Genomic DNA, 17,625 nt, shown 5'->3' on the forward strand with positions numbered 1-17,625 from the left:
ACATGTGGGTGTGTGGTCCCGGGCCCAAGACCCTTTTTGCGTTGTGGTCCATCAGCCGTGCTGGTCGAGGACTGTTCCACGGAGCATGACCGGTCAGCCTTCGGCCCGTGTCTGGGGGGTGCAGAACATTTGCGCTATGACCTGGTCATTTTTGATAACGACGGCGTTCTCGTCGACAGTGAACCGATCTCCAACAGGGTCCTCGCGGAGTACCTCACGGAACTCGGTCACCCGACCAGCTACGAGGAGTCCGTTCGGGACTTCATGGGCGGAGCCGTCCACCGTATCCACGACCTCGTCTGGGAACGCACCGGCCGACGGCTCCCGGGAGAGTTCGACGACGTCTTCCACAGCCGGGTCTTCGAAGCCTTCCAGCGGGAACTCCACGCGGTGAAAGGAGTGTCCGAGGTACTCGACACGCTGAAGACCGAGAGCGTCCCGTTCTGCGTGGCCTCCTCCGGCAGCCACCAGCGGATCAGGGTCGCACTGCGGAAGACCGGTCTCTACGAACGCTTCGCGGAACACACCATCTTCAGTTCGCAGGACGTGAACCGGGGAAAGCCGGCGCCCGATCTCTTCCTGCACGCCGCGGCGGCGATGGGAGTGGACCCGCAGCGATGTGTGGTGATCGAGGACAGCCCGCTCGGGGTGCAGGCGGCCAGGGCCGCCGGAATGCGGACTCTGGGGTTCACCGGCATGACGGAACCGTCCGCTCTGGCATCGGCGCACAGCCTCTTCGCGGAGATGACCGAACTGCCGAGCCTGCTGTACCGATAGCGTGGCCACCATGACCGGTCGTGCACAGCTGATGTGGGACGAGGCGCTGACGGGATACGACTTCGGCGCGGGGCACCCGATGGACCCGGTACGGCTCGCTCTGACCATGAGTCTGGTGCGGGCGTACGGCCTGGACCAGGCGCTGGAGGTGGTCGCCGCGCCCCCGGCCGGTGACTCCACGCTTCAGCTGGTGCACCGCGCCGACTACATCGCCGCGGTCCGAAGGGTGTCCGCGGACCCTTCCCTCGCCGACGGCAGCTACGGGCTCGGCACTCAGGATGACCCGGCCTTCGCCGGGATGCACGAGGTCTCGGCACTGATCGCCGGGCAGTCCGTGGCGGCCGCCGAGGCGGTCTGGCGGGGCCGGGTGAGCCATGCGGTGAACTTCTCCGGCGGCCTCCACCACGCGATGCCCGGGGCGGCCTCGGGCTTCTGCGTCTACAACGACGCGGCGCTGGCCATCGCGCGTCTGCTGGAGCTGGGGGCCGAGCGGATCGCGTACGTCGACACCGATGTGCACCACGGCGACGGTGTGCAGGCGGCGTTCTGGCAGGACCCCAGGGTGCTGACCATCTCGCTCCACGAACATCCGCGCACTCTCTTCCCCCAGACCGGCTGGCCGCAGGAGAGCGGAGGCGAGGGCGCCGAGGGCAGCGCGGTGAACGTGGCCCTGCCGGCCGGGACCGGTGACGAGGGTTGGCTCCGCGCCTTCCACGCCGTGGTACCGCAGCTGCTGGGGGCCTTCCGCCCGCAGGTACTGGTGACCCAGCACGGGGCCGACACCCATATGGAGGACCCGCTGGCGCATCTGGCGGTGAGCCTGGACGCGCAGCGCGTCGTACAGGAGCAGTGCCACGAGCTGGCCCACGAGCACGCGGAAGGTCGCTGGCTGGCTCTGGGCGGCGGCGGATACGCGGTGGTCGATGTGGTGCCGAGGTCCTGGACCCAGTTGGTGGCGATCGCGGCCGGCGTCGGGCTGGATCCGGAGGGCGACACGCCGGAGCCGTGGCGGCGTGAGGTGTACGCCCGGACGCGGGAGTCGGCGCCTTCCCGGATGACCGACGGTTTCCGGCCGCGCTGGCGTGAGCTTCCGGACGACGGCTACGACCCCGCCGACCGTTTGGACCAGGCCATCCTGGCCACACGCCGCGAAGTCTTCCCCTCTCACGGACTGTTGCCGCTGCACTGAGGGGCCGTCGGAACCGGTCCGCCAGTGCGGCCGCAGCGGGGCCGTTCGCCCCCTCGGCGACGGTGCCGGCCCGCACGTCCCCGGTCAGCGGCTCGCTATGTACTCAATCAGGCCGTCTGTCACATTAGCTGGCTGTTGGTCACTCCTCTTCCCCACTCGTACCGCCCGCCTCTAATCTGGTGGTGAGCGCATGGCGACGAGGAGTCACCGGAGGGGAAGCCGGTACCCGTCTTGTGCGGAAGGTCAGGTGTTTTCATGACTGCTGCCGACAAGCCTCTCAGCGAGGTTGCTTTCCTTACCGTGGCGGAGGTCGCCGCGGTCATGCGAGTCTCCAAGATGACCGTGTACCGCCTGGTGCACAGCGGTCATCTGCCGGCGATCCGGGTGGGCAGGTCATTCCGGGTCCCGGAGCAGGCCGTCCACGAGTACCTGCGGATCTCGTACGTGGGGGTGGAGACGGCCTGAGCAGTCAGGGGCGCCTCGGGAGACCCCCGGCGGGAGCGTGACGGCAACGTCGCTGCCTCGCCGCGCTTGTCGGCCACCCGTCGGGCTGTGGTCGGTATCGGGGCGCCCTTCTTGGTCGCTCCTGCGGCGTCCCGCCACCGTAGGCTGAACACACCGGGGCATTCCGGGGTGAATCCGTGGCTCGGACAGCCGTCCAATGGCACCTCGGATTACGCCCATCACGCGCTGGCAGGTAGTCTGGTCCGATGTAGGTCGTGTGGGCTCGGACGCCCCGCACCGTGGGCCTCTCTCACCGAGTCTGGGTGGGGGAGAGAATCGAAGTGAGCGAGGGTAGTCGTGGGCTCTGTCATCAAGAAGCGGCGCAAGCGGATGGCGAAGAAGAAGCACCGTAAGCTTCTCAAGCGCACCCGCGTTCAGCGTCGCAACAAGAAGTAAGCACGACTCTGAGCGTGTTTTTCGGCGCCGCCCTGACACCGAAAGGTGTGGGGGCGGCGTTGTTGTGTCGGATGACACGGCAAGTGGCCGGCAAGAAGGCGGCGGGTAGGGGCCGGTCGGTCCGGGGCGGCGACCACTGCGACTGGAGCGCCGCGGACGGACTCTTTCCCCCCCCGCCAGGACGCCTTGTCGCTCGCGGGAGTTGGGCGGGCGGCGGCGCTGGGCTGCTGGCGGGCCCGCTCGGCGGTAGGGCCCTGGGAGCTGTTCCGGAGCGGCTGATCGGTGCTCTTGTCGGCCTTGCTCCTGCGGCATGAAGACGCGCCCCCGCCGTTGACTGCTCGGTCGTCGGCGGAAGGCGCGTCTGGGCTCGGGTTCTTCCGGTGAGCCGCGGCCGCTACTCCTGAGGCGCTACTCGAAGTCCTGAGCGTCGAGTCCGAGCCTGGGCAGCAGGCCCGGTAGGAGCGGAGGCAGGGTGACCGTGGTCTCCGAGGACTTGCCGGCCTTCTCTTCGCTTCCGGGAGCGTCGGATTCGACGTCCGGGGGCGAGGGGAGGAGGTCGCCGGCGCCACCGATCAGGCCCTTGCCGGATCGGCCGGACTCCGCCGGCTCCGGAGTACCGTCGGCGTCCTCGGGTTGGCCGCCGGGCGGATTGCTCACCGTCGGTTCCCGATCGCCCGGGTTTTCCAGGTGGCTGGGTAGGGAGTTCGGAGCTCCGGCGACCCCTGTGTGCGGGGTCCCGTCCTCTTCGGGCCGTGGTGCCAGCAGCGACTTGAGCGGTCTGACCTCCTGGTCTATGGCCTCGAAGACCGAACTCACCCCGTCGCGGACGTCGGTGAGCTGCGCGGGGAGTTCCTCACGGAGTCGGCTCCAACGGCTGCGGTGTTTCGAGCTGAAGGCGTTCAGCTTCTCGATCGCGGTGATCGAGCCCTTGTGCTCGTAGACCTCGTGCAGCAGGCGGTGCCCTTCCGAGGCGTCATGGCGCATACCGGCGAGCGCGCGCCGGATCTCTCCCAGCGACTTCTCGTCGAGCCCGGCCGACTGCCGGCGCTCCATCAGCTGCCGTACCTCCTGCAGCCGGGTGGAGGCCCGGGAGAGCAGGAGTTCACCGCGGTCGTCCTCGGAACTCGTCAGTCCGAGCCTGACGTCCTCTATGCCGCGCTTGAAGCCGTAGAGCGAGTCACCGGGTAGCGCGTCGGAACTGGCTGCCGCGACGCCGCCGAAGGCGCCCGCCGCCACGCCGGCGGTGAGTCCGCCGGCCACGAGCCCTCGGGCCCATCGGGAACGCGGTCGCAGCCGGCTGAGCGGGGCGAGGCGCTCCGGCGCTTCCGGTCGCGGCGCCTGCTCGGGAACCCGAGGGGCGCCCTCGGCGAAGAACTGCTCCATCGCCGCGACGAGTTGGGCCCGCTGGACGGTCTTCACCTCGGGATCCAGCTGGGGGGTCGGCACTTCGCCGAGCTCCCTCGCCAGGGCCGACAGTCTGCCCTGACCTTCGAAGGGCTCCTCAGTCTCGGGGGCCCCCGTTGGCGGGTCGGTCCGCTCGGCCGTGCGCTCCTGGGCGGACTGCTCCAGGGCTTCGGCGAAGGCGTTCGCCCGCCGGCGCGCCGGTACGGATCCGATCACGGGCGGCACCTCCTCTCCTCATCACCTGCGACCCCCTGATGGTTAGGGAAGGTTGCACGCCTGGGGTATGACCACTCGATCGAGTGAGAGACGTGACTGGGTGGGAGCCTGCAATGCGCTCAACGAGCGGCTCCGTAGCCGGGTTACGCATGCGTGATGATCCGACCTTAATGTGTTGGGGCCAACACTCTACGTGTCTGCGGTCGGGTGCGGGGCAGCGGGTGGCTTTCCCCGGGCCGGGGGTGGTGGTCGGGTCGGAGGGTTGGGGATCGTGGAGCCCTGGGGCGGGGGCGACGGAGCTGGCCGGTAGCGGCGGGGCAGCTCAGCGGGTGTCTTCGGGGAGCAGCCGGGCCAGCGTGCGGACCGCGCGGTACTGGAGGGTCTTGATCGCGCCCTCGTTCTTGCCCATCACCCGGGCCGTCTCGGCGACCGAGAGGCCCTGGAGGAAGCGGAGCGTCACGCACTCCTGCTGCTGCGGGTTGAGCCGTCGCACGGCGTCCAGCAGGGCGGCGTTGGAGAGGGACTCCAGCACCGAGTCCTCGGGGCTGCGCTCGAGTTCGCTCGCGTCGAGCATCTCGCCGGTGGTCACCTCCAGCCGGAAACGGCTGGACTTGAAGTGGTCGGCGACGAGGTTGCGGGCGATGGTGACCAGCCAGGCCCCGAAGTCCCGCCCCTGCCAGGTGAAGGTGCCGATCCGGCGCAGCGCGCGCAGAAACGTCTCGCTGGTGAGGTCCTCGGCCGTAGCTTTCCCGCCCACCCGGTAGTAGACGTACCGGTAGACGGTGTCGGCGTACTGGTCGTAGAGGCAGCCGAAGGCCTCGGCCTCGCCGGACTGGGCGCGCTCCACCAGGTCCATCATGCGGCGGCTGTCGCTGTCCGCCGGGGCCCGGCGGGTGGCGGAGGAGCGGGCGGCGCTGCTGGTGGAAGCGGACGGTCCGGCGGCGCGTGAGCGCCTGGTCACCGCCGCGGCGCTCTCGGCGAGGGCGTAGGCAGAGCCGGCAGGGGTGGGGACAGTGGTGGGCACGGCGAGCGCGGGGACGGCGTACGCGGAGGGGACGAGACCGCGCAGAGAGCCGGAGACCGCTGCGCGGAGCGTGGCCAGGCCCGAGGCGTCAACCCCGACGTGTGGGTACACGGGACTCCCAGAGGCAGAACTTCCATCGTGTGCAGTACGGAACCGTTCACCCGTTGTGGGGGTTGAAGAGTCCCGGAGTGCGTCTGAGGAGAATAACGCTTTGTGTAGACAGGGCTACAGTCAGTTGCCCAAATCGTCGATTAGGTCCCGACCCTTATGGGTTGATGACCGATCAAGCCTCGAACACCGAGGCGTTGTTGATCGCTTTGTTGCGATCTCTGTCCGTTTTGCGGAGTGCACCAGGGGTGGGAGCGGGCGCCAGCGGATATCGGCGGGGCCGGGGCGCGCGTCGGCGGGCGAGCGCCGGGCGAAGTGATCAGCGGCGCCGGCGGCGCAGGGCGACCGCCGCGGCCGTCCCGCCGGCCAGCGCCCCGACCCCGGCGGCCGCCGGGATGCCGACCTTCGCGGCCTTCCGGCCGGTCCGGTAGTCCCGCAGCCGCCAGCCGTGCTCCCGGGCGTGCTTCCGCAGCCGGGCGTCCGGGTTGACGGCGTACGGGTAGCCGACCAGCGAGAGCATCGGGATGTCGTTGGCGGAGTCGCTGTAGGCCGCACAGCGGGAGAGGTCGAGCCCCTCGGCCGCGGCCAGGGCGCGCACCGCCTCGGCCTTCGCGGGGCCGTGCAGCGGTTCGCCCACCAGCCGGCCGGTGTAGACGCCGTGCAGCGACTCGGCGACGGTGCCGAGCGCTCCGGTCAGTCCGAGCCGTTGGGCGATGATCGTGGCGGTCTCCACGGGGGCCGCGGTGACCAGCCAGACCTTCTGGCCGGCGTCGAGGTGCGCCTGGGCCAGCGCCCGGGTGCCGGGCCAGATGCGTTCGGCGAGGTACTCGTCGTAGATCTCCTCGCCGATCGACATCAGCTCGGAGACCCGGTGGCCCTTGACGATCGACAGCGCGCTCTCCCGGGCGTCCGCCATATGAGCCGGGTCCTCGACCCCGGCCAGCCGGAACCAGGTCTGCTGCCAGGCGAAGCGGGCGAGTTCGCGGGTGTCGAAGAAGTTCCTCTTGTAGAGGCCGCGGCCGAAGTGGAAGAGGGCGGCGCCCTGCATGACCGTGTTGTCGAGGTCGAAGAAGGCGGCGGCGAGCGGGTCGCCGGCCACCGGGAACTCCCCGTCGGCCGCTTCCCGCTCGGCGTCCTTCCTGGACAGGCCGCGTTCCCGGGACGCCCGGCGGGCGGCCTCCGCGGCGGCCTCGCCGGCCAGCACGCTGCGGGGGGAGGGGGCCTGGCGGTCGCGCCGGGTGAGCCATCCCCATCGGTGAGGCGCCCCGGAGGAGTTCCGGTCAGGGCGACGGTCGTGCGACGGGCGGGCCATGGCGCGAGCATAGCCAGTCTGTTCGGGGCGGTGGGAACGGCGAGACGGGGGCGGGCGCGCCCCGGCGGCCGTCAGCCGCCGAGCGCGGTCCGCAGCCGCTTGGGGTCCACCCGCCAGAAGTCGTGCTGGGCGCCGTCGATCAGGACGACCGGGATCTGTTCCCAGTAGCGCCGGTGGAGTTCGGTGTCCTGGGAGATGTCCTTCTCCTCCCAGGACGCTCCCAGCTCGGCGCAGACCGCGGTGATCACCTCGCGGGCGTCGTCGCAGAGGTGGCAGCCCGGTTTGGCGATCAGGGTCACGGTGTGGTCCGCGGGGTTCTTGCGCCGGTTGCGGCGCGGCCATCGGGTCATGTCGACATTGTGCCTGGCCGGTTCTCGCGCTCGGATGGGGAAGGTGGCTGATTCAACTACCATCGACAGGTGTCTTGCGTTCGTCCGGGAACGCTGTGGCATAGGGAGAGTGAGTGTTTTGCGGCCGCCGGCAGGGCTACGGCATGGTCCCGCGGACGGTTCCACGGTGACACGATCCGGCCACGTGACCCCCATCACTTTGCCTGGACAAAACGGACACCATCTTTGTGCACACGTTCACAAAGGCATAGCCTTCGGGGGACGGGGCGGTCCGCTCACCTGCTGCCGCCCACAGCCTCGCTCTACCCGCAGGAGCACCGTGGCAACTGGCCGAACTCACCGACCGGCGACCCGTAGCCGAGGGATCCCCGAGGCCACCGTCGCCCGGCTACCACTGTATTTGCGTGCGCTCACGGCACTGTCCGAGCGTTCGGTGCCCACGGTCTCCTCGGAGGAGCTCGCCGCCGCGGCCGGCGTCAACTCCGCCAAGCTCCGCAAGGACTTCTCCTACCTCGGTTCGTACGGTACCCGCGGGGTCGGTTACGACGTCGAGTACCTCGTCTACCAGATCTCCCGGGAACTCGGTCTGACCCAGGACTGGCCGGTAGTGATCGTCGGTATCGGTAACCTCGGCGCCGCGCTCGCCAACTACGGCGGGTTCGCCTCCCGCGGGTTCCGGGTCGCCGCCCTGATAGACGCCGACCCGGCGATGACCGGCAAGACCGTCGCCGGCCTGCCGGTGCGGCATACCGACGAACTCGAGACGATCATCACCGACAACGGCGTCTCCATCGGTGTCATCGCGACTCCGGCCGGCGGCGCGCAACCGGTCTGCGACCGACTGGTCGCCGCCGGGGTCACCTCCATCCTGAACTTCGCGCCGACCGTGCTCTCCGTGCCGGACGGGGTGGACGTCCGCAAGGTGGACCTCTCGATCGAACTCCAGATCCTCGCGTTCCATGAGCAGCGCAAGGCCGGCGAGGAGAGCCCCGCCGAGGCGGCCGTCCGCGCCGCCGCCGAGCCCGTGGTCGTCGACGCCGCGGTACCCGGTGAGGACGGCGGCGAGGGTGCGGCCGGCGAGAGCGGTGCGGCCGGGGACGACAACGGTCGGAAGGGACCAGAGGGGGACGTCCCCGCCGTGATGCCGGCATGAGTCTCCTGGTCGTCGGCCTGAGCCACCGCAGTGCTCCGGTGAGTGTGTTGGAGCGCGCCGTGCTGGCCTCCGAAGCCCGCGGGAAGCTGCTGCAGGACGCGGTCGGGGCCGAGCCCGTGGCGGAGGCCGCGGTGGTCTCCACCTGCAACCGGATCGAGCTGTACGCCGACGTGGAGAAGTTCCACGCCGGGGTCGCCGAACTGTCCACCCTGCTGGCCGTGCACAGCGGTGTCGGCCTGGACGAGCTCACCCCCTACCTCTACGTCCACTACGAGGACCGGGCGGTGCACCACCTCTTCTCGGTGGCCTGCGGCCTGGACTCGATGGTCGTCGGCGAGGGGCAGATCCTCGGTCAGCTCAAGGACGCGCTCGCGCTCGGCCAGGAGCTGCACACCGCCGGCCGGCTGCTCAACGACCTGTTCCAGCAGGGGCTGCGGGTCGGCAAGCGGGCGCACAGCGAGACCGGTATCGACCGGGCCGGCCAGTCCCTGGTCACCTTCGGCCTGGAGGCGCTCGCCGCCGGGGCCGACGTGGAGCGCTGGGCCGGCGGCAAACGGGCCCTGGTCGTCGGCGCCGGCTCGATGTCCTCGCTCGCCGCGACCACGCTGGCCCGGGTGGGCATCGCCGAGCTGGTGGTGGCCAACCGCACGCTGGACCGCGCCCAGCGGCTCGCGGGCTCCCTCGCCGAGCAGGCGCAGCCCGGTCTCACCGCGCGGGCGGTCCCGATGGAGCAGGTCCCCGCCGAGCTGGCGCTGGCCGATGTCGTCGTCTCCTGCACCGGTGCCACGGGCGTGGTGCTCACCGCCGATGATGTGCGGACCGCGCTCGGCGAGCGCCCGGAGCCGCTCGCCGCGGAGTCGGAGGGGGCCGCGCCGGTCCACCTCTCACTGCTCGACCTGGCCATGCCCCGGGACGTGGACGCCGCGGTGCACCGCATCGAGGGCGTGCGGCTGGTCGACATCGAGACGCTGGCCGAAACCACGACGGCCGCGGGCGCCCAGGGGGCCGCGGTGGACCCCGCCTCCGGGGAACAGCCGGCGGGCGGCGCCGTGGCCGCGGACGTGGAGCGGGTGCGGGGCATCGTCTCCGAGGAGGTGGCCGCTTTCGGCGCCGCCCAGCGCGCGGCGACCATCACGCCTACGGTGGTGGCCCTGCGGACGATGGCGGCCGACGTCGTGGCGAGCGAGATGGCCCGCCTGGAGGGGCGGCTGCCGGACCTCGGGGAGAAGCAACGCGCGGAGATCACCCAGACCGTACGCCGGGTGGTCGACAAACTCCTGCACGCGCCGACCGTGCGGGTCAAGCAACTCGCGGGAGAGCCCGGCGGCGCCGGGTACGCGGATGCCCTACGGGAACTTTTCGACCTCGATCCGAAGACGGTCGCAGCCGTCAGTCGGGCCGACAGCGGTGACTCTGAACGGGAGCGAGCATGAGCATCGACAACAGCAACACCAGTAGCTCGCCGAGCGCCGGAGACGGAACCGCCGCCGGTGCGCTGCGACTGGGCACCAGGGGCAGCAAACTGGCCATGTCCCAGTCAGAGCAGGTCGCCCAGGCCGTGCGGGAGCTCACCGGTCGGCCGGTGGAACTGGTCGCGATCAGCACCTACGGCGACACCTCGCGGGAGCACCTCGCCCAGATCGGCGGCACCGGGGTCTTCGTCTCCGCACTGCGGGACGCGCTGCTCCGCGGTGAGATCGACTTCGCGGTGCACTCGCTGAAGGACCTGCCGACCGCCGACCCCGAGGGGCTGACCCTGGCCGCCGTGCCGGTGCGGGAGGACCCGCGGGACGTGCTGGTGGCCCGGGACGGCCTGACCTTCGAACGGCTGCCCAGCGGTTCGCGGATCGGCACCGGCTCGCCGCGCCGCATGGCCCAGCTGAACGCCTGGGCCCGCAACCTGGGCATCGACATCGAGACCGTGCCGATCCGCGGGAACATCGACACCCGCCTGGGGTTCGTGCGCTCCGGGGAACTCGACGGGGTGGTGCTCGCCGCCGCCGGGATGAGCCGGGTCGGCAGGCTCGACGAGGCCAGCCAGAAGCTGCCCTTCGACGCGATGCTGCCCGCCCCCGGCCAGGGCGCCCTCGCCGTCGAGTGCGTCACCGACCACACCGTGGACGGAGCCCCGCTCGCACCCGTACTCGCGGAACTCGACGACCCGTACACCCGGGCCGCCGTGACCGCCGAGCGTTCCCTGCTCGCCACCCTCGGGGCCGGCTGCAGCGCACCCGTGGGTGCCCTCGCCGACCTCCAGGCGGACGGGCAGGTATTCACCGAAATGCGCCTGCGCGGCGTCGTCGGCACGACCGACGGCGCCACCCTGGTACAGCTGTCCACCACCGGTCCCGTGCCCTCGTCGCCCGACGACTGCCGGGCGCTCGGTCGCGAACTCGCCACCGAGATGCTCGCCAAGGGTGCGGCCGGTCTGATGGGGGAGCGAGCACTTTGAGCCCCACCGCGAAACTTCGACCCGCACAGCCCGGCTCCCCCGGGCAGGTCACCTTCATCGGCGCCGGACCGGGTGATCCCGGACTGCTGACGCTCCGCGCCGTGGAGGCACTGGCCCATGCGGATGTGCTCGTGGCCGATCCGCAGGTGCTCGACACGGTGCGCCCGCACACCCGCGCAGGCGTGGACATCCCCGGGCAGCCCGAACGTGACGAGCCGTCAACCATCGTGGACACGCCCACTTTGGCGGGTGCGGTCAATCTTGTCATGGCGGCCGCACGGGGCGGCAAGCGGGTGGTCCGTGCCGTGGCCGGCGATCCGGGGATGGACGCCGACACCACCGAGGAGATGCTCGCCTGCGCCGACGCGGGCGTCGTCTTCGAGGTCGTGCCGGGGGTGGCGACCGCGGTGGGCGTCCCCGCCTACGCGGGCGTGCCGCTGCGTTCGGCCGACGGCACCGACGTCCGGTTCATCGACGCCGCCAAGGCCTCCGAGCGCTGCTGGACCGAGATCGGCGTGAGCCAGGCGACCGCCGTTGTCTCCACCACCCTGGAGTCGGTCGCATCGGTCGCCGGGGAGCTCGTCGCCGGCGGGCGCAAGCCCGACACGCCGCTGACCGTCACGGTCGCCGGCACCACCACCCGGCAGCGCACCTGGACCGCCACCCTGGGCAGCATCGCCCAGGTGCTGAAGGCGGCGAAGGTGCTGCCCTCACCGGAGGGCTCCCGCCCGGTCATAGCCGTGGTCGGCGGAGGCCGTACGGTGGCCGACCGCGACCGGCTGGCGTGGTTCGAGTCCAAGCCGCTCTTCGGCTGGAAGGTGCTCGTGCCGCGTACCAGGGAGCAGGCGGCGTCCCTCTCCGACCAACTGCGCAGCTACGGGGCGGTGCCCAGCGAGGTGCCGACCATCGCCGTCGAACCACCGCGCACTCCCCAGCAGATGGAGCGGGCCGTCAAGGGCCTGGTCACCGGGCGCTACGAGTGGATCGCCTTCACCTCGGTCAACGCGGTCAAGGCGGTGCGTGAGAAGTTCGAGGAGTACGGGCTGGACGCCCGTGCCTTCGCCGGGATCAAGGTCGCCGCGGTCGGCGACCAGACCGCGGCCGCGCTGGTGGACTTCGGGGTGAAGCCGGACCTGGTGCCCAGCGGTGAGCAGTCCGCTGCCGGCCTGCTGGAGGACTGGCCGCCCTACGATCCGGTCTTCGACCCGATCGACCGGGTCTTCCTGCCGCGCGCCGACATCGCCACCGAGACCCTGGTGGCCGGCCTGATCGAGCTGGGCTGGGAGGTCGACGACGTCACCGCCTACCGGACGGTGCGCGCCTCGCCGCCGCCGGCCCCGACCCGGGAGGCGATCAAGGGCGGCGGCTTCGACGCGGTGCTCTTCACCTCGTCCAGCACGGTGCGGAACCTCGTCGGGATCGCGGGGAAGCCGCACAACGTCACGGTCATCGCCTGTATCGGGCCGGCCACCGCCAAGACCGCCGAGGAACACGGACTCCGGGTCGACGTGCTCTCCCCCGAGCCGTCGGTGCTCCGGCTCGCCGAGGCGCTCTCCGAGTTCGGCGCCAAGCGGCGGGCCGCGGCCGTCGAGGCAGGTGAGCCGGTGACCAGACCCAGCGAGCGACGTCCCGGATCGCGCAGGAGGCGCAACACCTCATGAGTGTCTACGGCAACCACCCCGGCACCCGGCCCCGTCGGCTCCGGACCACCCCGGCGATGCGCCGGATGGTCTCGGAGCACCGGCTCCACCCGGCGGAGCTGATCCTTCCGGCGTTCGTCCGGGACGGCATCAGCGAGCCGGTGCCGGTCAGCTCGATGCCCGGGGTCGTCCAGCACACCCGGGACACCCTGCGGAAGGCCGCCGCTGAGGCGGTCGAGGCGGGTGTCGGCGGCATCATGCTGTTCGGCCTGCCGGAGGAGGCGGAGAAGGACGGGACCGGTTCGGCCGGCACCGACCCGGACGGCATCCTGCAGCGGGCGATCCGGGACGTGCGCTCGGAGGTGGGCGACGACCTCGTCGTCATGTCGGACCTGTGCCTCGACGAGTTCACCGACCACGGCCACTGCGGCGTGCTCGACGACCGGGGGCGGGTGGACAACGACGCGACGCTGGAGCGGTACGCCGAGATGGCGCGGGTCCAGGCCGACGCCGGGGTGCACACCGTGGGGCCCAGCGGCATGATGGACGGCCAGGTGCGGGTGGTGCGCGAGGCGTTGGACGGCGCGGGCCACCAGGATGTCTCGATCCTCGCCTACACCGCGAAGTACGCCTCGGCCTTCTTCGGCCCCTTCCGGGAGGCCGTCAACTCATCGCTGTCCGGTGACCGCAAGACCTACCAGCAGGATCCGGCCAACGCCCGGGAGTCGCTGCGCGAGCTGGCGCTCGACCTGGCGGAGGGCGCGGACATGGTGATGGTCAAGCCCGCTCTGCCCTACCTGGACGTGCTGCGGAGGGTCGCGGACACGGTGGACGTGCCGATCGGCGCGTACCAGGTCTCGGGCGAGTACGCCATGATCGAGGCCGCGGCGGCCAACGGCTGGCTGGAGCGGGAGCGGGTCATCGAGGAGTCGCTGACGGGTGCGAAGCGGGCGGGGGCGAGCGTGATCCTCACCTACTGGGCCACGGAGGTCGCCCTGCGGCTCTCGCGCGGCGAGTAGCAGGGGGGCCCGCCGGTGCGGTGACGGGGGCTGGGACTGACGGTGGCTGACGGGGGCTGAGGGCTCGGGGACGGGTCCTGCGGGGTCGCGGCTGTTCTGTCTGTGCGGGGCCGGGTCCTGCGGGGGCGGGGGTGCCGCGACCGTCTATTTACGGGGCCGTGCGGGCCGGTCCGTCGGCTCTCCCGCCGTTCGCCCCGCAAATACACGGCGGCGTCCCGGCACCCCCGCCCCCTCCGGCCCCGTCCCCTCCCGCCGTCTCTGGCCCGCCGGCCCCGGCGCCCCCCTCGTGCACGCCCTGTCCGAAAGCGGTGGGGCGCACTTCCGCGGGCTGGACGCGGGCTGGACGCGGGCGGTGCATCGGCGGGAATCCGTTGTTTCGGCCGATGCCACCCCCGGCCTGGGGGACACGTCTACGACGCTGATGCTTCGGGCGGCTCCCACCGGTGCCGTGCGCGTCCCATGTCCACCCGCGTACCACGCATCGGCGTGCCTTCCTCGGCCAGCAACCGAGGCGCCTGACCCCTGTGACACATCGCGGGTGTGCCGTCCGCGTGGACGACACGCCACCAGGGCACGTTCTCGTCGCGGAGAACGCTCATCGCGCGCCCCACCTGCCGTGGACCCGCGCCGATCCGTTCCCCGACATCTCCGTAGGAGGCGACGCTGCCGGCTGGGATGGTCACGACTGCCTCGCGGACCTCTCCGACGATGTCCATGCTCACCTCGTTTCCCTCAACGGGGCGCCGCCCGGCCTGGCGTGGACGTGTGCGTGAAACGCCGGCGGGGTCAACTCGCCGCCGCCGAGTACCCGTGGTTCCGCATGGTCATGTGACCGATCGGATCGCCGCGCGCCCCGGTCGAGAATCCACCGGGGCGCGCGGTGGGGGTGCTACTGGTCCGGCGACCAGATGCTCTCGGCCGCTGCCGAGGCGGCGTCCAGGTCGGCGGGGACACCGGCCGAGCGGAGCGCGGCGGCGAGCGCGGCCAGTACGCGGAGCACACTGCCGGGGGAGGCGTCCGGGCCGTAGTGGTTCACCCGGAGCATCTCCCCCGCGAGTGCGCCGCCGCCGGCCGCCAGGGGGAGGGCGGGGGAGCCGTCCTGGGCTGCTGCCAGCGCGGACGACACCAGTTCGCGGGCGTCGAGCGACTCCGGGACCCGAACGGTGGTGGCCACCGGGGCGGCGTCCCGGTCCGCGGGGACGTACGGGCGCAGGCCCGCCTCAGCCGGTGGTGTCAGCGCGGTGACCCCGGCCCGGGTGGCCGCCGCGGCGGCCAGGTGGCGGGCGAAGGAGGCCTCCAGGCCGCCGCTCTCCTCGATCCGGTCGATGCACGCCTCCAGGGCGAGCATCTCCAGTTGGGCCGGAGCGTGCGGCAGGGCGGTGCGGCCGGCGTCGATCCAGCGCTCCTTCCAGTCGAGGAGCGACAGGTAGGAGCGGCGGGGGGCGTGTGGATTGGCCGCGATCCTGTCCCAGGCGCGGTCGCTCACCGAGACGGCCGACACTCCGGCCGGGCCGCCCATCGCCTTCTGGCCGCCGATGACGCAGAGGTCCACGCCCCACTCGTCGGTGAGCAGTGGTTCGGCGGCCACCGAGGCCACCGCGTCCAGCATCAGCAGTGCGCCGTGGCTGCGGACCACTGCGCCGATCTCCGCGACGGGGTTGGTGTTCCCGGTGGCGGCCTCGGCGTGCACCAGGGAGACCAGCTCGATCTCCGGGTGTTCGGCGAGCGCACGCTCGACCTGCTCCGGCGCGGCGGCCGTGTGGTAGGGCACCTCCAGGTCCACCACCGTGGCGCCGCTGTCCCGCAGCCAGCCGCCGAACGTCTGGCCGTACGGGCCCGTGACCACGTTCAGTGCGGTGCTGCCCGGGCGTGCCGCGCCGCGCAGGCAGGCCTCCAGCGGCAACAGCGCCTCTCCCTGGGTGATGACTACGTCGGCGGTGGTGTGCAGCAGGGACGCGACCCGCCGCTCGATGGCGGCGAAGCGCTCGGCCGTGAGCGGTTCGAGATCGAGGAGGACCGAGGACGTCAAGGGGTGCTCGCTGTTCGTAGGGGAGGGGGAGCGCCGGCACCGTCCGGGCACCGCGCGTTTCCGCACCGTGCCCGGACGGCTACCGTGAGCCTACCCCCGGCGGGCCCGCCCAGCTCAGAGCCGCTCGGGCGTCCGGATGCCGAGCAGGTTCATGCCCTGTCGGAGGGTGCGGGCGGTCATCGAGCAGAGGAAGAGGCGGTTCTCGACCTCGGTGGGACCGCCCTCGGCCTTCAGGACCGGGCACTGGTCGTAGAAGGTGGTGAAGGTCTGCGCCAGCTGGTAGAGGTAGGCGGCCAGCTTGTGCGGCTCGTAGGTCTCGGCGACAGAGGCGACGGTCTCCGCGAACTCGTCCACGTGCATGCCCAGGGCCCGCTCGGCCGGTGCCAGCGGGTGCTCCGGGTGGGGCTTGGGCTCCGGAGCGTTCTGCTGGGCGGCGGCCCGCCGGAGGATGGACTGGATACGGGCGTAGGCGTACTGGAGGTAGACGCTGGTGTCGCCGTTGAGCGAGACCATCCGGTCCAGGTCGAAGACGTAGTCCCGGGACATCGAGGTGGACAGGTCGGCGTACTTCACCGCGCCGATGCCGACCTGGGCGGCGCGCTCGGCGACCTCCTCCCCGGTCAGCTCCGGGGCCTTCTCCGCCACGACCACCGCGGCCCGCTCCACGGCCTCGTCCAGCAGGTCGGCGAGCCGGACGGTCTCGCCCTCACGGGTCTTGAAGGGCTTGCCGTCCTTGCCCAGCACGGTGCCGAACGCCAGCTGGAGAGCGGTGTCCTCGGGCAGCCAGCCGGCCCGGCGGGCGGTCTCGAAGACCATCCGGAAGTGCAGCGCCTGCCGTGCGTCCACCACGTAGAGCAGGGTGTCGGCCTTGAGGTTCGCCACCCGGTCGCGGATCGCCGCGAGGTCGGTCGCCGCGTACCCGAAACCGCCGTTGCTCTTCTGCACGATCAGCGGCACGAGGTTGCCGTCCGGACCCTTCACGTCGTCGAAGAAGACGCAGAGCGCCCCTTCGGAGCGGACGGCCACACCGCTCTCCTCGAGGTCCCGGCAGACCTGCTGGAGGGCGTCGTTGTAGGCGCTCTCGCCGACGACGTCCTCGTCCCGGATCTCCACGTCCAACTGCTCGTAGACACCCTGGAAGTAGATCTTCGACTCGTCGACGATCTTGTGCCAGAGCTCCCGGGTCCGCTCGTCTCCGGACTGGAGCGCCACCACCCGGTCGCGGGCCCGGGTCTTGAACTCCTCGTCGGTGTCGAACAGCGCGCGCGAGGCCTTGTACAGCCGGTTCAGACGGGCCATCGCCGCCTCGCCCTCGGCGCTCGCGGAGGCGGTGTCCGCGTCGTGGTCCAGCTCGTGCGGGTGCTCGATCAGATACTGGATGAGCATGCCGAACTGGGTGCCCCAGTCGCCGATGTGGTGGCGCCGGATGACCTTCTCCCCGCGGTGCTCGAGCAGCCGCACGACGGCGTCCCCGATCACGGTGGAGCGGAGGTGGCCCACGTGCATTTCCTTGGCCACGTTCGGCTGCGAGTAGTCGATCACCGTGGTGCCCGGCTGCGCCGCGTACGGCACGCCGAGCCGGCCCTCCGGGTCCGCCGCGCGGGCGGCGAGCGTCGAGGTGATCGCGGAGTCGGCGACGGTGATGTTGAGGAAGCCCGGCCCGGACACCTCGATGGCCGCGATCACCGCGTCCGGGTCCGAGTTGGCGGCGGCGGTGGGGATGCGGTCGACCACGCTCGCCGCCAGGTCCCGAGGGTTCCGGCCCAGTCTCTTGGCGAGCGCCAGCATGCCGTTGGCCTGGAAGTCCGCCCGGTCGCTACGTCGCAGCAGCGGGTCGGTGGCGCCTGCTTCCGGCAGCGCGGCCGAAAGGGCGTCCGAGACGCGCTGGTGGACCGTGGCGGCTAGCGAAGGGACCGAGGCCATGGGTGCGTGCCGTTTCCGTTGGGTGCCGATCGGATGGGAGCCCAGTATCCCATGGCGGCCCCACCGGCCCTCAAGCGGGAAAACGGGGGTGGAGCGTCTGGGACAATGGGCGGGTCGAACCCCTCTGCC

At 71.5% G+C, this 17,625-nt stretch carries 16 protein-coding genes; 9 read left to right on the forward strand and 7 right to left on the reverse strand.

Annotated elements, in window-relative coordinates; genetic code table 11:
- Positions 1-129: 129 nt before the first annotated feature.
- The 4 genes from BGP73_RS12230 (at position 130) to BGP73_RS22030 (ending at position 2,866) form a co-directional block, all read left to right on the forward strand.
- Positions 130-777, forward strand: a complete 648-nt coding sequence (locus BGP73_RS12230) for an HAD family hydrolase (RefSeq protein WP_069814360.1) — start codon at positions 130-132, stop codon at positions 775-777.
- A 10-nt stretch (positions 778-787) separates the two neighbouring features.
- Positions 788-1,966 carry an acetoin utilization protein AcuC gene (locus tag BGP73_RS12235; protein WP_069814763.1) on the forward strand — a complete coding sequence of 393 codons (1,179 nt, stop codon included), beginning with the start codon at positions 788-790 and terminating at the stop codon, positions 1,964-1,966.
- A gap of 255 nt (positions 1,967-2,221) precedes the next feature.
- A complete protein-coding gene (locus tag BGP73_RS12240) occupies positions 2,222-2,431 on the forward strand; it encodes a helix-turn-helix domain-containing protein (RefSeq protein WP_069814361.1) in 210 nt (69 codons plus the stop codon).
- A 336-nt stretch (positions 2,432-2,767) separates the two neighbouring features.
- Positions 2,768-2,866 (forward strand): 30S ribosomal protein bS22, encoded by a 99-nt coding sequence (locus tag BGP73_RS22030; protein WP_003948845.1) that lies wholly within the window; start codon positions 2,768-2,770, stop codon positions 2,864-2,866.
- A gap of 408 nt (positions 2,867-3,274) precedes the next feature.
- On the opposite strand, the gene BGP73_RS12245 is transcribed toward BGP73_RS22030, so the two are convergent.
- The 4 genes from BGP73_RS12245 to BGP73_RS12260 all read right to left on the reverse strand — a co-directional run bounded on the left by BGP73_RS12245 (position 3,275) and on the right by BGP73_RS12260 (position 7,280).
- Complete coding sequence (locus BGP73_RS12245; protein WP_069814362.1) at positions 3,275-4,486, reverse strand: DUF5667 domain-containing protein; 1,212 nt, start codon at positions 4,484-4,486, stop codon at positions 3,275-3,277.
- A 322-nt stretch (positions 4,487-4,808) separates the two neighbouring features.
- The gene (locus BGP73_RS12250) at positions 4,809-5,621 is read right to left on the reverse strand and encodes an ECF subfamily RNA polymerase sigma factor, BldN family (RefSeq protein ID WP_069814363.1); all 813 of its coding nucleotides are present in this window, start codon (positions 5,619-5,621) and stop codon (positions 4,809-4,811) included.
- A gap of 316 nt (positions 5,622-5,937) precedes the next feature.
- Positions 5,938-6,930, reverse strand: coding sequence for an HAD family hydrolase (locus BGP73_RS12255; protein ID WP_079127475.1), 993 nt, complete (start codon positions 6,928-6,930; stop codon positions 5,938-5,940).
- Between the two features lie 71 nt (positions 6,931-7,001).
- Positions 7,002-7,280 carry a glutaredoxin family protein gene (locus BGP73_RS12260; protein WP_069814365.1) on the reverse strand — a complete coding sequence of 93 codons (279 nt, stop codon included), beginning with the start codon at positions 7,278-7,280 and terminating at the stop codon, positions 7,002-7,004.
- Between the two features lie 319 nt (positions 7,281-7,599).
- On the opposite strand from BGP73_RS12260, the gene BGP73_RS12265 reads away from it, so the two are divergent.
- The 5 genes from BGP73_RS12265 to hemB are packed head-to-tail and all read left to right on the forward strand — an operon-like array spanning position 7,600 to position 13,544.
- On the forward strand, positions 7,600-8,433 hold the full coding sequence (locus BGP73_RS12265; protein ID WP_069814366.1) for a redox-sensing transcriptional repressor Rex: 834 nt from the start codon (positions 7,600-7,602) through the stop codon (positions 8,431-8,433).
- Positions 8,430-9,866 carry a glutamyl-tRNA reductase gene (locus tag BGP73_RS12270; protein ID WP_069814367.1) on the forward strand — a complete coding sequence of 479 codons (1,437 nt, stop codon included), beginning with the start codon at positions 8,430-8,432 and terminating at the stop codon, positions 9,864-9,866. The genes BGP73_RS12265 and BGP73_RS12270 overlap by 4 nt, the downstream gene beginning before the upstream one ends.
- The gene (gene hemC / locus BGP73_RS12275; RefSeq protein ID WP_069814368.1) at positions 9,863-10,885 is read left to right on the forward strand and encodes a hydroxymethylbilane synthase; all 1,023 of its coding nucleotides are present in this window, start codon (positions 9,863-9,865) and stop codon (positions 10,883-10,885) included. The genes BGP73_RS12270 and hemC overlap by 4 nt, the downstream gene beginning before the upstream one ends.
- Positions 10,882-12,546 carry a uroporphyrinogen-III synthase gene (locus BGP73_RS12280; RefSeq protein ID WP_069814369.1) on the forward strand — a complete coding sequence of 555 codons (1,665 nt, stop codon included), beginning with the start codon at positions 10,882-10,884 and terminating at the stop codon, positions 12,544-12,546. Before hemC ends, BGP73_RS12280 begins: the two co-directional genes overlap by 4 nt.
- A complete protein-coding gene (gene hemB / locus BGP73_RS12285; protein WP_069814370.1) occupies positions 12,543-13,544 on the forward strand; it encodes a porphobilinogen synthase in 1,002 nt (333 codons plus the stop codon). The genes BGP73_RS12280 and hemB overlap by 4 nt, the downstream gene beginning before the upstream one ends.
- A gap of 410 nt (positions 13,545-13,954) precedes the next feature.
- Here the strand turns inward: hemB and BGP73_RS12290 are convergent, their stop codons facing one another.
- The 3 genes from BGP73_RS12290 to argS form a co-directional block, all read right to left on the reverse strand.
- Positions 13,955-14,260, reverse strand: a complete 306-nt coding sequence (locus tag BGP73_RS12290) for an MGMT family protein (RefSeq protein WP_069814765.1) — start codon at positions 14,258-14,260, stop codon at positions 13,955-13,957.
- Positions 14,261-14,433: 173 nt separating this feature from the next.
- Positions 14,434-15,573 (reverse strand): pyridoxal-phosphate-dependent aminotransferase family protein, encoded by a 1,140-nt coding sequence (locus BGP73_RS12295; RefSeq protein WP_069814371.1) that lies wholly within the window; start codon positions 15,571-15,573, stop codon positions 14,434-14,436.
- Positions 15,574-15,687: 114 nt separating this feature from the next.
- Positions 15,688-17,496 (reverse strand): arginine--tRNA ligase, encoded by a 1,809-nt coding sequence (argS, locus tag BGP73_RS12300; protein ID WP_069814372.1) that lies wholly within the window; start codon positions 17,494-17,496, stop codon positions 15,688-15,690.
- Positions 17,497-17,625: the final 129 nt, after the last annotated feature.

It is taken from the genome of Streptomyces sp. TP-A0874 (assembly GCF_001748085.1).
Lineage (GTDB): Bacteria > Actinomycetota > Actinomycetes > Streptomycetales > Streptomycetaceae > Streptomyces.

What these genes read in the sequence shown, in the direction of transcription:
- BGP73_RS12235 (WP_069814763.1), top strand. Translation starts at nt 788, where the DNA reads ATGACCGGTCGTGCACAGCTGATGTGGGACGAGGCGCTGACGGGATAC.
- argS (WP_069814372.1), bottom strand. Translation starts at nt 17,496, where the DNA reads ATGGCCTCGGTCCCTTCGCTAGCCGCCACGGTCCACCAGCGCGTCTCG.
- BGP73_RS12290 (WP_069814765.1), bottom strand. Translation starts at nt 14,260, where the DNA reads ATGGACATCGTCGGAGAGGTCCGCGAGGCAGTCGTGACCATCCCAGCC.
- hemC (WP_069814368.1), top strand. Translation starts at nt 9,863, where the DNA reads ATGAGCATCGACAACAGCAACACCAGTAGCTCGCCGAGCGCCGGAGAC.
- hemB (WP_069814370.1), top strand. Translation starts at nt 12,543, where the DNA reads ATGAGTGTCTACGGCAACCACCCCGGCACCCGGCCCCGTCGGCTCCGG.
- BGP73_RS12240 (WP_069814361.1), top strand. Translation starts at nt 2,222, where the DNA reads ATGACTGCTGCCGACAAGCCTCTCAGCGAGGTTGCTTTCCTTACCGTG.
- BGP73_RS12270 (WP_069814367.1), top strand. Translation starts at nt 8,430, where the DNA reads ATGAGTCTCCTGGTCGTCGGCCTGAGCCACCGCAGTGCTCCGGTGAGT.
- BGP73_RS12260 (WP_069814365.1), bottom strand. Translation starts at nt 7,280, where the DNA reads ATGACCCGATGGCCGCGCCGCAACCGGCGCAAGAACCCCGCGGACCAC.
- BGP73_RS12255 (WP_079127475.1), bottom strand. Translation starts at nt 6,930, where the DNA reads ATGGCCCGCCCGTCGCACGACCGTCGCCCTGACCGGAACTCCTCCGGG.